At 48.2% G+C, this 13,976-nt stretch carries 13 protein-coding genes; all 13 read left to right on the top strand.

All coding sequences use genetic code 11. The features are described 5' to 3' along the window. Nucleotides 1-126: 126 nt before the first annotated feature. Complete coding sequence (hemL, locus tag HXW94_RS06165) at nucleotides 127-1,413, top strand: glutamate-1-semialdehyde 2,1-aminomutase (protein WP_178366027.1); 1,287 nt, start codon at nucleotides 127-129, stop codon at nucleotides 1,411-1,413. Beyond that, nucleotides 1,413-2,846 carry a UDP-N-acetylmuramate:L-alanyl-gamma-D-glutamyl-meso-diaminopimelate ligase gene (gene mpl, locus HXW94_RS06160; protein WP_178366026.1) on the top strand — a complete coding sequence of 478 codons (1,434 nt, stop codon included), beginning with the start codon at nucleotides 1,413-1,415 and terminating at the stop codon, nucleotides 2,844-2,846. Before hemL ends, mpl begins: the two co-directional genes overlap by 1 nt. Beyond that, entirely contained in the window at nucleotides 2,843-3,052 is a 210-nt protein-coding gene (locus HXW94_RS06155) for a hypothetical protein (RefSeq protein WP_178366025.1), read from the top strand. The genes mpl and HXW94_RS06155 overlap by 4 nt, the downstream gene beginning before the upstream one ends. Then, the gene (locus HXW94_RS06150; protein ID WP_178366024.1) at nucleotides 3,049-3,477 is read left to right on the top strand and encodes a bacteriohemerythrin; all 429 of its coding nucleotides are present in this window, start codon (nucleotides 3,049-3,051) and stop codon (nucleotides 3,475-3,477) included. The genes HXW94_RS06155 and HXW94_RS06150 overlap by 4 nt, the downstream gene beginning before the upstream one ends. 339 nt (nucleotides 3,478-3,816) lie before the next feature. Beyond that, a complete protein-coding gene (locus HXW94_RS06145; protein ID WP_178366023.1) occupies nucleotides 3,817-4,101 on the top strand; it encodes a hypothetical protein in 285 nt (94 codons plus the stop codon). Between the two features lie 33 nt (nucleotides 4,102-4,134). Then, nucleotides 4,135-5,859 (top strand): exodeoxyribonuclease V subunit alpha, encoded by a 1,725-nt coding sequence (recD, locus tag HXW94_RS06140; RefSeq protein WP_178366022.1) that lies wholly within the window; start codon nucleotides 4,135-4,137, stop codon nucleotides 5,857-5,859. Nucleotides 5,860-5,873: 14 nt separating this feature from the next. Next, entirely contained in the window at nucleotides 5,874-7,241 is a 1,368-nt protein-coding gene (gene resB, locus HXW94_RS06135; RefSeq protein WP_178366021.1) for a cytochrome c biogenesis protein ResB, read from the top strand. Continuing rightward, nucleotides 7,241-8,074, top strand: a complete 834-nt coding sequence (gene ccsB / locus HXW94_RS06130) for a c-type cytochrome biogenesis protein CcsB (RefSeq protein ID WP_178366020.1) — start codon at nucleotides 7,241-7,243, stop codon at nucleotides 8,072-8,074. Before resB ends, ccsB begins: the two co-directional genes overlap by 1 nt. A gap of 242 nt (nucleotides 8,075-8,316) precedes the next feature. Next, nucleotides 8,317-8,991, top strand: coding sequence for a menaquinone reductase multiheme cytochrome c subunit QrcA (qrcA, locus tag HXW94_RS06125; RefSeq protein WP_178366019.1), 675 nt, complete (start codon nucleotides 8,317-8,319; stop codon nucleotides 8,989-8,991). A 44-nt stretch (nucleotides 8,992-9,035) separates the two neighbouring features. After that, nucleotides 9,036-11,153: a menaquinone reductase molybdopterin-binding-like subunit QrcB gene (gene qrcB, locus HXW94_RS06120; RefSeq protein WP_178366018.1), complete on the top strand. Its 2,118-nt coding sequence runs from the start codon at nucleotides 9,036-9,038 to the stop codon at nucleotides 11,151-11,153. 31 nt (nucleotides 11,154-11,184) lie between these two features. Beyond that, nucleotides 11,185-12,042 carry a menaquinone reductase iron-sulfur cluster-binding subunit QrcC gene (gene qrcC / locus HXW94_RS06115; protein WP_178366017.1) on the top strand — a complete coding sequence of 286 codons (858 nt, stop codon included), beginning with the start codon at nucleotides 11,185-11,187 and terminating at the stop codon, nucleotides 12,040-12,042. A 31-nt stretch (nucleotides 12,043-12,073) separates the two neighbouring features. Next, nucleotides 12,074-13,333: a menaquinone reductase integral membrane subunit QrcD gene (gene qrcD, locus HXW94_RS06110; protein ID WP_178366016.1), complete on the top strand. Its 1,260-nt coding sequence runs from the start codon at nucleotides 12,074-12,076 to the stop codon at nucleotides 13,331-13,333. A gap of 11 nt (nucleotides 13,334-13,344) precedes the next feature. Continuing rightward, nucleotides 13,345-13,503, top strand: coding sequence for a hypothetical protein (locus HXW94_RS06105; RefSeq protein WP_178366015.1), 159 nt, complete (start codon nucleotides 13,345-13,347; stop codon nucleotides 13,501-13,503). The last annotated feature ends 473 nt before the right edge of the window (nucleotides 13,504-13,976 follow it).

Below are 13,976 nucleotides of genomic sequence, written 5' to 3'. Positions count from 1 at the left end.
CAAATGTTATGCGCAAAAATCAAAGCAGTTGACCCCTTTGAACTCAGTTTGGTATATTCCATTTTTAAAGATTAATTAATATTAACCGTGATGGGTGTAACATTTGTAATATATAAAGGATAAAATATGGAACGTACTAAATCAGCCGCTTTATTTTCATCGGCCAGAAATTTGATACCGGGCGGAGTTAATTCTCCGGTAAGAGCCTGCGGTTCGGTGGGCGGAGACCCCGTTTTTATTGAAAAAGGGGAGGGCGCAAGAATTTTTGATGCTGACGGCAACGCTTATATTGATTATGTCCTGTCCTGGGGACCGCTGATTCTTGGCCACCGTCCAAAGCCTGTGGTTGACGCGTTGAAAAAAGTGCTTGAATCAGGCACAAGTTTTGGTGCGCCCACTGCGGGTGAAAATGAACTGGCCCGGCTTGTTGTGAATTCAGTGGCGTCCGTGGATATGGTCAGAATGGTGAATTCCGGCACCGAGGCGACCATGAGCGCCATCCGTCTGGCACGGGGCGTGACGGGCCGGGATCTTATTGTCAAGTTTGACGGATGTTACCATGGCCATGCAGATACCCTGCTTGTGGCCGCCGGGTCCGGTGTTGCCACCCTGAACATCCCGGGAAGCCCGGGGGTCCCTGCTGATGTGATCCGCAATACGTTATCTTTGCCATATAATGATATTGAAGGGGTTGAGCGGCTCATGGCTGAAAAAGGCAAGGAGATCGCCTGTGTGATTCTTGAGCCTGTGGCCGGGAATATGGGGATGGTCGCGCCTGATCCGCAGTTTTTAAAGACCGTGCGCCGGGAGACTGCCGCCCATGGCACCCTGCTGATTTTTGATGAAGTCATGACCGGATTCCGGGTCGGGGGCAGGGCCTGTGCCCAGGGCTATTTTGATATTGATCCGGATTTGACCTGTTTTGGAAAAGTGATCGGTGGCGGACTGCCCGTGGGGGCGTATGGCGGAAAACGGGAAATCATGTCCCAGATTGCCCCCGGGGGATCTATTTACCAGGCCGGGACGTTGTCAGGCAATCCCCTGGCCATGGCCGCAGGGGTCGCTACCTTAAAGGCCCTTGAGGATGAGCGACTTTACGCTGACATGGACCGGCGGGCAGATATGCTGATCAACGGCCTTCAAGCCGCCGCCGATGACGCTGGTATTCCTTTTTCCGCCGGGCATTTCGGCTCCATGGCCGGGTTCTTTTTTACCGGTCGGAAGGTGCGTAATTTCGATGATGCCAAAACCGCTGATTTGGACCGGTTTGCAAAATTTTACCGGGGCATGCTGGCCAAAGGGGTCTATCTTGCGCCATCCCAGTTTGAGGCCTGTTTTATCTCTGCGGCCCACACGGACGAAGATATCGACATCACGCTGGATGCTGCACGGCAGGTCATGGCAGAGATTTAATGGGTGATTCAATTAAGCGGATTCACCTGGTCGCCGCCTGTGGCACCGGCATGGGGACGTTGGCCTGTATCCTTAAAAAAATGGGGTATATTGTCACCGGGTCGGACCAGAACGTTTATCCGCCCATGAGTGATTTTCTTGCGGCGAACGGGATTACTTTGTCTATCGGCTTTCATCCGGCCAATATCAGTGACGATCCAAAACAGGTGCCCGATCTTGTTATTATCGGCAATGCCGTGACACGTGAGAATCCGGAAGCGGTTGCCGTCATGGAACGGGGGCTTGCCTATATGTCCATGCCCCAGGCTGTAAACCGTTTTATTGCCCATGACAAAAAGATTATTCTTGTCACCGGTACCCATGGTAAAACAACGACCTCTGCCATTATGGCGCATTTGCTGGACGCTGCCGGTCTTTCCCCGTCATTTATGATCGGAGGGATTTTAAAGGATTATAACGCCTCATTTAACATTGGGAATGGGGAATACATGGTGATCGAAGGGGATGAGTATGATACGGCTTTTTTTGATAAGGGGCCCAAGTTCATGCATTATGACCCTTTTATAACTATTATGACCGGCATTGAATTTGACCATGCCGATATCTTTGACGACCTGGATCACGTTTGCCGGGTGTTTGATGCCCTGGTTTCAAAAATCAAAGATCAAAGCCGTATTATTGCCTGCAAGGAAAATGAGAATCTGATGCGGGTACTGGCACAGGCGCAGGGTGTTGAAATTCAGACTTACGGTACCAATGCCATGTGGCAGATGCATGACCATCGCCTGAGCAATACACCGGATCCGGGTACGGGCCGTTTGCACACCCTTGCCCGCATCACAGGCCCGGGTACGGACATAAATATACAAATCGATCTGCCCGGGCGGCACAACCTGCTCAATGCAACGGCCTGTATTGCCGCGGCCCGCAGTCTGGGGATAACGGAGGCGGACATTGTCCGCGGGCTTTCAACCTTCAGCGGTGTTAAAAGACGTCAGGAAATAAGGGGCCGGGTTGCCGGTATCACGGTGATGGATGATTTTGCCCATCATCCCACAGCGGTTAAGGAGACCATTGCCGCAGTTAAACCGTTTTATCCCCAGGGCCGCCTGGTTGCCGTATTTGAACCCAGAACCAATACCAGCATGAGAAATATTTTTCAAGCGACCTATCCGGCATGTTTTGATCCGGCAGATCTGGTGTGCATCTGTTCTCCCGGGGTTAAAAAGAATATTCCTGAAAAAGAGCGGTTTTCCCCCGAACGTCTGACCGAAGATATTTGTAAACGGGGAAAAAATGCTCACCATTTCCATGACCCTGGCCAGGTGATCGACTTTCTTGCCCTGGAGCTTAAACCCAAAGACCTTGTTCTGGTGATGTCCAATGGCGCATTCGGCAATATTCACCAGCGGCTTTTGGAGCGGCTGGGGTGACAAAAATTGCAATCAGAATTGTAGGCATCGGCATGCTGCATTCATTTTTGTACGGCTATCTGGTGCCTTTTGTTATTTACCCGCATTTCGGCCGACATGGAATTGCATTTGCCGTAATTGTTGCCATATTGATATCCATCGGTATAATGGCCACCCTGAAGCTGGGGAAAAGCAAAAAAAAAAGAACAAAGGAGAGTGACCCATGACCCATATTATTGAATGGGATGAAAAATATAGTGTGGATGTGCCTGAGCTTGATGAATATCGCAGGCAGCTTATGGATATGTTTAACAGTCTCATTGAAATTAGAGCAAATAAGGGCGACGAAAAGGATGTAACCAATTTAGTTACGGAGATCAATGAATTCAGCAAGATTTTTTTTTCAAAGGAGGAAAAAGTTCTTGGCCAAAAAGGGTATCCGGATCTTGACATCCATTCCAAGGCCCATCGCCAGTTTATTAAAAAAGCCATTGGCCTTCGTCGTGAAATCGCAGAAAACGTTGATCATCTGGCAATTGAGGATATTGTGGAATTGCGGGACTGGCTTATCAGACATTTTGAAATCAGAGACACGCTGTTTATTCCATTTTTAAGAATCCACAAATATGTGGATGCGTGTGAAAGTCAATAACCCCTACCCTAAAGGGATAGTGGTTTTACGCCTAAGCCATAAAAAATGAGCCGTATTTGCCTGCATTGGCAATTTCAAATTGAGGCCATGGCGCTTCGTAAATATTAAAGACGTGTATATTTTTTGCCGATACATATATTTGAGTCATTAGAAAAAAGTTTAGTAAAAAGAAAAAGATAGGGATTGGTCATAACATCGGCCACAGCGTAGGTTGGGTTGAACGAAGTGAAACCCAACAACTTATCGGCGTTGGGTTTCGTTCCTCAACCCAACCTACCGGAAATCCGTATGGCCTAAAATATGACATGACCAAGGCCAAAAGATACATGAATTATTATTATGAATGCAGACAATAAAATATTACCGATCAGCAATAATAAGATGATAAACAGTGGCGACAGGTCAGACGGTTTTGGCAGTGGATATCGACCCAATGTTTCAAATCGCAAAAAAGAGAGGCGCAAGAGGCCGTATGACCGCAGGAAAAGCGTCAGAGACGGTGTGGTTGTAAGGTTGTCCTTTAAGAAGGATCGCAGAAAGATTTCCGACCGGCGCGCCTCGCCATCGGGCGGACTTGTGCCCACGGATGATTCCAAAGGATACATCCATAATATCATTGCATGACTGCAGAATTGATCCCTTCGGGTAAAATAGCGCATGTGTGACCTCTCCTTTAATGATCTTGGCATGCTCCATGAATCCGGCATTTTTTCCCATCTGGACTACTATTTCTCCACAACCATGGCCAATATCTTTAATGATTCAGAACCGTTGGAAGTTCTTTCCGCCGCATTGACCTGCCGGGCACTTTCCAAAGGCTGTATATGTCTGGATCTTACAGGCCTGGCCGGCTCCGTCCTGGAAACGTCCGAGGGAAAAGAACTTATCCGGCTTCCTGAACTCAAATCCTGGTGCAATATACTTAGAAATTCCGCCATGGTGGGCATGGAGGCCTCACATTGCGGTGAAAAAGAAAATGATATGGCCTCCTGGATTGCTGAATATCCCCTGATCCTTGACCGTGATAATCATCTTTATCTTTCCCGGTATTATGATTTTCAATGCCGGCTCGCAGATAATATCCGGGCACGGATGAAAAGGCGGATTTGCGGTCCGGATTATGAATTTGTGAACCACAGGTCGTCCGCTTATTTTGACAGCCGGGATACCCACAGGACGTTTGGACAACAGCAGGCTGTTAAAAAGGCCCTTTATTCCGGTTTTATGATGGTATCCGGGGGGCCGGGTACCGGAAAAACCTATATTACCCATATAATACAGACACTTTTGACAGTCTGGGCCAATGAGAATGGCCTGAAACCGCCCAGGATAATCTGTTTGGCACCCACCGGCAAGGCCGCCGCCAGATTGAAAAACGGGGGCACCATCCACAGTGCATTGAAACCCGTGAAAAACGGAACCGGGTTCCGGCACAATGCAGCGAATCCCCTGGCCGCAGACCTGGTGATTATTGATGAAGCATCCATGATTGACATGGCGCTTATGACACGACTTTTTGAAGCCATCAGCCCGGATACGCGTATTGTCATGCTCGGTGATATGAACCAACTTTCTCCGGTTCAGGCCGGTGCCGTATTTTCTGACCTGTGTTATGCCGATGGGTTATCCGATTTCCGGGTGTTTCTGGATGTTAATTTCAGATCCGGGGGGAAAGTCGGTATTGAAACGCTTGCAAAGGCCGTTAATGCCAGTGATGCGGATAGTGTGGCAGATATCCTTAAGGCAGATTATCCTGATCTTTTATTTGTGGATACCAACGAAGACAAAAGATATCAGGCGCGCCTTGAATCCTGTATTTGGGAAGGGTACAAAACGCTTTGGGACGCAGCCTCTCCGGACCAGGCCATGGCTGCCCTGGATGATTTTCGTATACTGTGTGCCCATAATTCAGGAAACAGCGGAACATTACAAATTAATCATCTATGTGAAAAAATATTACGATCTAAAGGGAAAAATGCTATAAATCGGCCTGGTTTTAAAACGCTTTTGATGGTTCGGCGTAATGATTACAAACGCTTGCTGTTTAACGGTGATACGGGTGTGGTCCTTGAAGAAAACGGGATATCCACGGCCTGGTTTGCCTCGGAAGAATCCGGGCAGTCAGATATCAGATATTTCAGGGTGTCGGATCTGCCCGAATGTGAGCCTGGCTTTGCCGTGACCGTCCATAAAAGCCAGGGATCGGAATTTGATACGGTGCTGATTCTTATCCCTGAACAGACATCACCGGTTGTTACCCGGCAGCTGCTTTATACGGGTATCACGCGGGCCCGGAAAAAAGTAATTATTTTCGGCAGCATGCCCATGATCCGGCAGGCCGTACGGACCTCGGTTGAGCGCAGATCCAACCTACAAATTTGAGTGAAAGAATTATTTTGAAACAAAAAAATAGCTTTGCCGATCAAGTCTGGATGTTTTTTGCCTCGGTAAAACTCACGGTTTATACCCTGGTGCTTTTAGCCTTAACCTCCATCATTGGAACTGTGGTTTTACAGCACGGCAGCCCCGAGGCCTATATCCGGCTTTACGGCCCGGGACTATACAATATGATCCAGGTGCTTCATCTGGATAGAATGTACCAGGCCTGGTGGTTTCTGATGCTCATGGTGGTATTATGCATCAATATTGTTGTTTGTTCCATTGATCGGCTCTCGGCCACCTGGAAAATTATTTTCCCTGAAAACATTTCAGTGAATCCCCGACGGTTTGAAAAAACTAAAAACAGACAGCAGTTTGAGTCTCACCTGCCCATGGACCGCTTTGCGCGCCAGGCCAAACAGATACTTGCCGGGCGAAACGGTAAAGTGATTGAAAAAAACGATGAAACAGGTCGGTTTTTGTATGCAGAAACAGGCCGGTGGTCCCGCCTTGGGGTTTACGTGGTTCATGCAAGTGTGCTGATGCTGCTTGCCGGTGCCCTGATCGGGTCTGCATTGGGATTTAAGGCCAATTTGCGCCTGGATGAAGGGCAGGCTGCAGATACCGTATTTAATGCCTATACGCGGTTGCCCATAAAGCTGCCGTTCACGGTCCGGTGCAATGATTTTCAGGTTAAATTTTACGATACAGGGGCGCCGGATGAATTTAAATCCAGTCTGACCATCCTTGAAAACAACCAGGAAAGTTTTACGGAAGATATTCTGGTCAACCATCCGTTAAGGTACAAAGGCATCAACATCTTTCAGGCCTCCTATGGTCCAACCACACCGGATAAAGCCGTGTTTGAAATCACCGACGGTGAAACCGGTACCGTTGAGACACACACCATAAAAAACGGCGGTGTTGTGCCGTTGCCGGCTGGTGCCGGTAATTTTATATTTGAAGGATTTTTACCCCATTACAGCTTTAACGGGCATGACCTTGGTGAAGCGTTTATCGGCCGCCTTGATACAACCCGCGGCAACAATGCGCAAATTGTTTTGCCGACCAGGTTTCCCACGTTTGATAAAATGCGCAAGGGCAGATTCACCGTTGAGGTTAAATCCTGGGACCAGGCCTATTACACCGGTCTTCAGGTGACAAAGGATCCGGGCGTTCCCTTTGTGTACACAGGCTTTCTGCTTATGATTATCGGTTGTTGGGTTACTTTCTTTGTCTCCCATCAGTCCGTGTGTATCGGTATTGAACAAGCCGGATCCGGCAGTACCCGGGTCTGGGTGGCCGGCCGGGCCAACCGCAACGCCCAGAGTACCAATTTGACGGTTAAAAAACTTGTAAAGCAATTAAAGGACGTACCAAATTAATGAATTCATCCCTGCTTTTATCGGCTGCAACATTTATCTATGCGTTGGCATCGGTATTTTATATTGGATCTTTTTCCTTCAAAAAACAGGCGCTCGCCCGATTTGGATTCTGGGTGATTGTTATCGGACTCGTGGCCAATACCTGCGGCATTTTACTGCGCTGGCTGGAGTCCTACCACATGGGATACGGGCATGCACCGTTTTCCAATATGTATGAGTCCCTGGTCTTTTTTTCATGGACTGCCGCCGCCCTTTATGTGTTTGTGGAATGTAAATACAAAGAAAGCATCATCGGCGTATTTGTTTCGCCCCTGATTTTTCTGGGTATTGCCTATGCCAGCTTCGATCCCTCCATTACATCAAAAATTACGCCTTTGATTCCCGCACTTAAGTCCAACTGGCTCATTGCCCATGTCATTACCTGCTTTCTGGGATATGCAGGCTTTGCCCTTGCCTTCGGGTTCAGCTTTATGTACTTCATAAAACCCAAAGAGGCCGGGGCAAGATCATTGTTTGCAAAACTGCCCGAGTGGGATATCATTGACGAATTAACCTACCAGATGATCGTTTTCGGGTTTTTGTTTCTGACCATCGGTATTATCACAGGCTCTGTCTGGGCCAATTCCGCCTGGGGCAAATACTGGTCCTGGGATCCTAAAGAGACCTGGTCTTTAATTACCTGGTTTATTTACGCCATTTTCCTGCATTTACGGCTGATGCGCGGATGGCACGGAAAAAAACTTGCCGTTGTTTCCATCATCGGGTTTCTTGGTGTTCTGTTCACCTATTTCGGCGTGAATTTCTTTTTATCCGGACTTCACAGTTACGCCTGAATATTTTGAAGAAAATGATTTAAAATTCGCTTTTGTTCATGCCATGACCCTAAAGGCTTTTCCCAATTAAGCTTGACAAGAAAAACATATATTAATATAGATTGAGCGAATTTATATTTTTCCGGACGTATTGCAGAAAATCGGCATGGCAAATGCTGTTCTGCGAAAAATATTGGCCTGGGGACTTACCCGGGGCTGCAAGGGTATGATAACATCAACATTTTAACATTGATGGAGTTTTCATGAGCGAGTTAGAAAACAAAGCAAACGATGATGGTCCTGGGGGGGGTGTGCACCACGGCACCAACAATGGTCCAGAAGATGACAAGGGGTTAGGCCTTGGTGTCGTCTTTTTTATGGGGGCATTTCTGGTATGCTTCCTGTCGGGCTGGCTGCTGTTTCCAAAATTGCTTTATTCAAAAAAGGAACAGCCTTTTAATTTCGATCACAACCTTCATGTTGAAGAAACCGGTGATTGTGAATCCTGCCATTATTTCAGAGAAGACGGTACCTTCTCCGGAATTCCCGGCCTGGAAGCCTGTATGGAATGTCATACGGATGAACCCATGGGAGAGACCGATGATGAAGCCGTTTTTGTAGACGAGTATGTGGCCCAGGGGAAAGAAGTGCCTTGGCTGATTTATGCCAGACAGCCTGATTGCGTATTTTTCTCCCATGCCGCGCATACGGTTGCAGGCGGTATGGATTGTAAGAGCTGCCATGGTCACATTGGCGAGTCCTCATCTTCGCGGCCCTATGAAGAGAATAGAATTACCGGCTACAGCCGTGATATCTGGGGCAAGAATATCTGGGGAATTAAAAAGAATTCCTGGGATCGTATGAAGATGGATGACTGCGCGGACTGCCACCTGGAAAGAACGGGTCACAAGGGCTACTGTTTCCAGTGCCACAAGTAAGATACCTCAAGCACAAGAATTTCAAAGTTTATAAAGGATGACTTATGAAAATTGACAGACGAAGCTTCTTGGGATTGGGACTTGGCGCCGCAGCCGGCATCGCGCTTTCCCCTGTGGGTGTCAAGCTGACAGATGATTCTTCCATCTGGACCCAGAATTGGCCCTGGACCCCTGTCCCTGAAGACGGCAAAATAACCTATGACCGGTCCGTATGCAACCTGTGTCCAGGTGCCTGCGGCATCAGCGTCAGAAAAATAAACGGACGGCCTGTTAAAATTGAAGGCCTTGATGATCACCCGATTAATCACGGTGGTGCCTGTCTCCACGGCATTTCCGGTCTGCAGTATCTTTATGATCCTGCCAGAATAAAAACCCCGTTAAAGAAAACCGGCAATAAATTCGAAAAGATCTCCTGGGATGAGGCCATTTCACTTGTGGCCCAGAAACTGGGCGAAATCCGTGAAAGCGGCGCACCTGAATCCCTGGGACTGATCACGGGGGCTGACAACGGTTCCATGGCCCGGCTTTTTGACCGGTTTATGGGGGCTTTCGGCTCACCGAATACCTATACCATGCCAAGCCTTGAATCCAATCTGGCGCAAACGGCGGCTGCCCTTCACAGTGCAGATCGACGCCTTGGATTTGATCTTGATCATTCTGATTTCATTTTAAGTTTCGGTGCGGGAATTATCGAAGGCTGGGGATCACCGGTGGCCTGTATCCAGGCCAATGCGTCAAGACGTGAACGCAAAGCCAAGCTTGTACAGATTGATTACAGGTTGTCCAATACGGCCAACGCCGCAGATAAAATCATTGCCGTGAACCCCGGCACTGAAGCAGATCTGGCATTGGGTCTTTGTGCGGTTCTGCTTGCAAAGAATAAAATTTCAACGAATACACTTTCCGGGGACGTAAGCAAGTTGCCTTTCGCTGCCATGCTCGAAAAAGCGTACACACCGGACAAGGTGGCGGCAATCACCGGCGTTAACGCTGCGGATATTGATGCCCTTGCCATGGCGTTTATCAAGGCCAAGGCACCTGTGGCCGTGCCGGGAAAGGGCAGGGGAGATGCGGGAAGCCTTCGTGAATTCGCTGCCGTCCAGGCCCTTAATGCATTGGCAGGCCGCCTGAACAAAGCCGGTGGTGCCTTTGTCATGTGCCCGGCCGATTATTTAAGCTTCCCCGAAAATGTAGTGGATGCGACTGCTGAAAAGGGCGCAGGCAAGGCTAAACTTGCCGGTTCCGTTAATGAGCTGGCAGACAAGCTTGAAACGGATGGCGGCCTTTCAGCCCTGTTTATTTATAATGCCAATCCCTGCTACGCATTGAACGCTCCGGAAAAAATCAAGGCCGCCATGGATAACGTTGGATTCAAGGTCAGCTTCAGTTCTTTCATGGATGAAACCGCCCTTAAATCTGATGTGATTCTGCCTGCATCCATTTTCCTTGAACGCCTTGAAGATGTCGTTTCCGGTGCGGGGCTTGCTAAAACAGTCGTTGGACTGTGTCGGCCCATGGTTAACCCCGTATTTGACACCAAACATCCTGGCGATGCGCTGATCCTTCTTGCCCGGGCCATGGGTGCCGGCATGGCACAAAGCTTTGCCTGGGAATCCTATGATGCCTGCCTTGAACAAGTAACGGGAAAAATCTGGGATACCCTGTCCGGCGACGGGTATGTGGTCATTAATGACAAGCCGCCTGTGGGAACCCCTCGAACGGATTTTACGTTTCTTGTTTCCGCGCCCAAAGCGGCTGCGTCTAATGGGGAAGGCGAATATACTCTGGTACCTGTTGATAAGATGCGGCTTGCCGGGGGGGCAATGGCATCGTCTCCCTTTGCGGTTAAAACCGTTCCCGATATGGTCCTTTCAGGAAAATACAGTGTTGTTGAAATTAATCCGGCCACTGCAGGCGTCTTGAAAGACGGTGATATTGCCGTACTTAAAACCGCCATGGGAAGGGCAAAGGTGAAAATCGGCTTTAATGAAGGGATTCTGCCCGGCGTGATCGGTATGCCACGGGGGCTTGGACATGCCTTCAACAATCCTTATGTGGCCGGTAAAGGTGCCAATGTCAATGATCTGATCGGCCCGGTCATCGAGCCTGGTTCAGGACTGGATGCTGCCTTTGGAATTAAAGCCTCCCTTTCCAAGGCGTAAACTGTTTACGACATCATTTTAAGAGGTTCTGATGATAGAAAATAAAAAAGTCCATAAGTTCGGAATGGTTATTGATGTGGACAAATGCACGGGATGCGGTGCCTGCATGGTCTCGTGCATGTCCGAAAATAACGTTCCGTTTAAGGAGGATGAATCCAATAAAAAGGACAGTATCACCTGGATGCGGGTGTACAAACTGACCAATGGAAAGTCCTTTCCCGAAACTGAAATTGCTTATCTGCCCCGTCCCTGCCAGCACTGCGGCGGAATCGGTGACCATGGCCATTCTCCCTGCGTATCCGTCTGTCCCGCCACGGCAACCGACTATGGTTATGATACCGGGATTGTCAGCCAGATCTATACCCGCTGTTTTGGCTGCCGGTACTGCATGGGGGCATGCCCCTACCATGCCAGATACTTTAACTGGTGGGATCCCAAATGGCCCGAGGGCATGGAAAATTACTTAAGTCCGAATGTGTCCCCGCGTATGCGCGGTGTGGTTGAAAAATGCTCCTTTTGCTATCACAGGTATCAGCTGGCCCGGGAAAAGGCCATGATTGAACATCGTGAAATAGAAGAGATGGAGTATCAGACCGCATGCACCACGGCGTGCCCGGCAGGTGCCATTGTGTTTGGTGACCTGAACAACCCTGCCCACAAGGTTCATCAGATTGTTAAACCGGATCCCCATCCGGATCCCATGAATCATAAAGTTGTGGGAAAATCCAGAAACCCCAACGTTTTCAGGCTGCTTGAACGTCTTGGTACCAACCCCAAGGTATATTACATGTCTGAGCGGGAATGGGTCAGAAAGGCCGGGGACAACTACCTTAAAGGTGAGTGGGAAAATGTTAAAACCCATCATGGGGCGTCTTCATCCCATGGTTAACTTGCATAAAACTATTTAGGAGTAATTAGATATGGATGATGCATTAATACCCGAAGGCGCCAAACGGTGTGCATTCCCGATATTCTTGATTGGTATTATTATCGTGGGTGCTGTACTGCTTTGGGGCGTTTACGCCATGTTTCTGTGCTGGTTTAAAGGCCTGAATCAGACCAACATGAACGATTACTACGGATTTGCCCTGTGGATCTGGGCTGACCTGGCAGTCATTGCGGTTGGTGGCGGTGCTTTTTTCACAGGACTTTTGAAATACATTTTCAAGGTTGATGAATTGAAAAATATTATCAACTTTGCCGTGATCATTGGTTTTATCTGCTACAGTTCCGCGCTGCTGATCCTGGCCATTGATATTGGACAGCCGCTGCGCGGCTGGTTTATTTTCTGGCATGCCAATGTGCATTCCATGCTCACCGAGGTGGCCTTTTGTCTCTCCTGCTACTTTGCGGTGTTGACCATTGAATTTATTCCCAATATCCTGGAAAACCGCCAGGCCAACAAGGTGCCGTTTTTTCACCACCTGGCCCACAACATGCATGAGGTGATGGCCGTATTTGCCGCCACCGGTGCTTTTTTGAGTTTTTTCCACCAGGGATCGCTGGGCGGTGTGGCCGGCGTTATGTTCGGCCGTCCTTTTGCCTACCGCGAAGGCCTTTTGATCTGGCCCTGGACCTTTTTCCTGTTTACCTGGTCTGCCGCCGCATTTGGCCCCTGCTTCACCCTGCTGGTGACCAAGATTACGGAAATCATTACAGGTAAAAAACTGGTCGGCGATAAAACCGTCAATCTGCTGGCAAAAATTTCCGGCTGGATGATTACCACCTATATTATTGCCAAGATCATTGATACCATTTACTGGGCATATGTAACTGCGCCCTCCATGGGATTCAAACTGAGCCATTTTTACAGCGACAACGGGTTCTACGGATACTGGATTCTGATTACCGAAGTGATTCTATGCGGTGTTGTGCCGGGGTTGCTTCTGATTATTAAAAGTACCCGGGAAAATCCCACCACCCGCACCATTGCCATCATTCTGGGCGTCATTGGTGTATGCCTGAACCGGTGGGTGATGGTGCTTCAGATCATGGCCGTGCCGGTGATGTCTTTTGATACCTGGGCATTATATATCCCAAGCTGGCAGGAAGTGGCCACCACCATTTTGCCTGTCGCTTACGGAATTATCCTGATCGCTGTTGCATACCGGTACCTGCCGGTATTTCCCCAGGAACTGGAGCTTAACAAATCTGCCGATGCGGCAGCGCAAAACGGATAAAGGAGGTTTGAATGTTTCCCTTTTCTTTTGAATGGGCCTGGGATATCGGCCATATGCTTTTTTTCGGTGGATTTTGGTATGCCATTGGTATTTTAGGGGCAGGCATGACCTATTGCATTCTTAAGGCCGCCTATGACACGATAAATGATAAAGGCGACTCCCATCACTGATATTTAAGATGCGTAAAAGCGAAAAACGCCTGCCTCACTCAAAGCGTGAGGCAGGCGTTTTTCATTTGAAGGATCTCCACAATGGGCAAAGACCACTGTTCAATGTCTGTTTTGGTTTTCATCTTAAACCTACATTTCGCTTGTCTCTATAAGTATCTTAAATTTATGAGAAATAAAATTGTGTACCCTGACTCAACTTTGACCCCGCTACTAATAAATTCAGATAGTTATAAATCAAAGAGCGAAATGTAGGTTTAAAAAAGAAAAGAACTATAGTTGAACAATACCTTCGCCAAATTGATTGACCTATATGAATAAAATGATCACATTCTCTGATAAAATAATATTTGAGCAAACATCAACCATAGTCAGAGGGGTAGTCATCATGGGAATTAGTACTTTATTTTCAGTGATAAAACCAGTTTTAAACAACACTTTGATGAATCAGCTAATAATCATAACTGAAGCACTTT

This window comes from Desulfobacter latus, from assembly GCF_013389365.1.
Lineage (GTDB): Bacteria > Desulfobacterota > Desulfobacteria > Desulfobacterales > Desulfobacteraceae > Desulfobacter > Desulfobacter latus.
The sequence above is the reverse complement of the archived record's forward strand: the minus strand, read 5'-3'. Positions and strand labels throughout refer to the sequence as shown.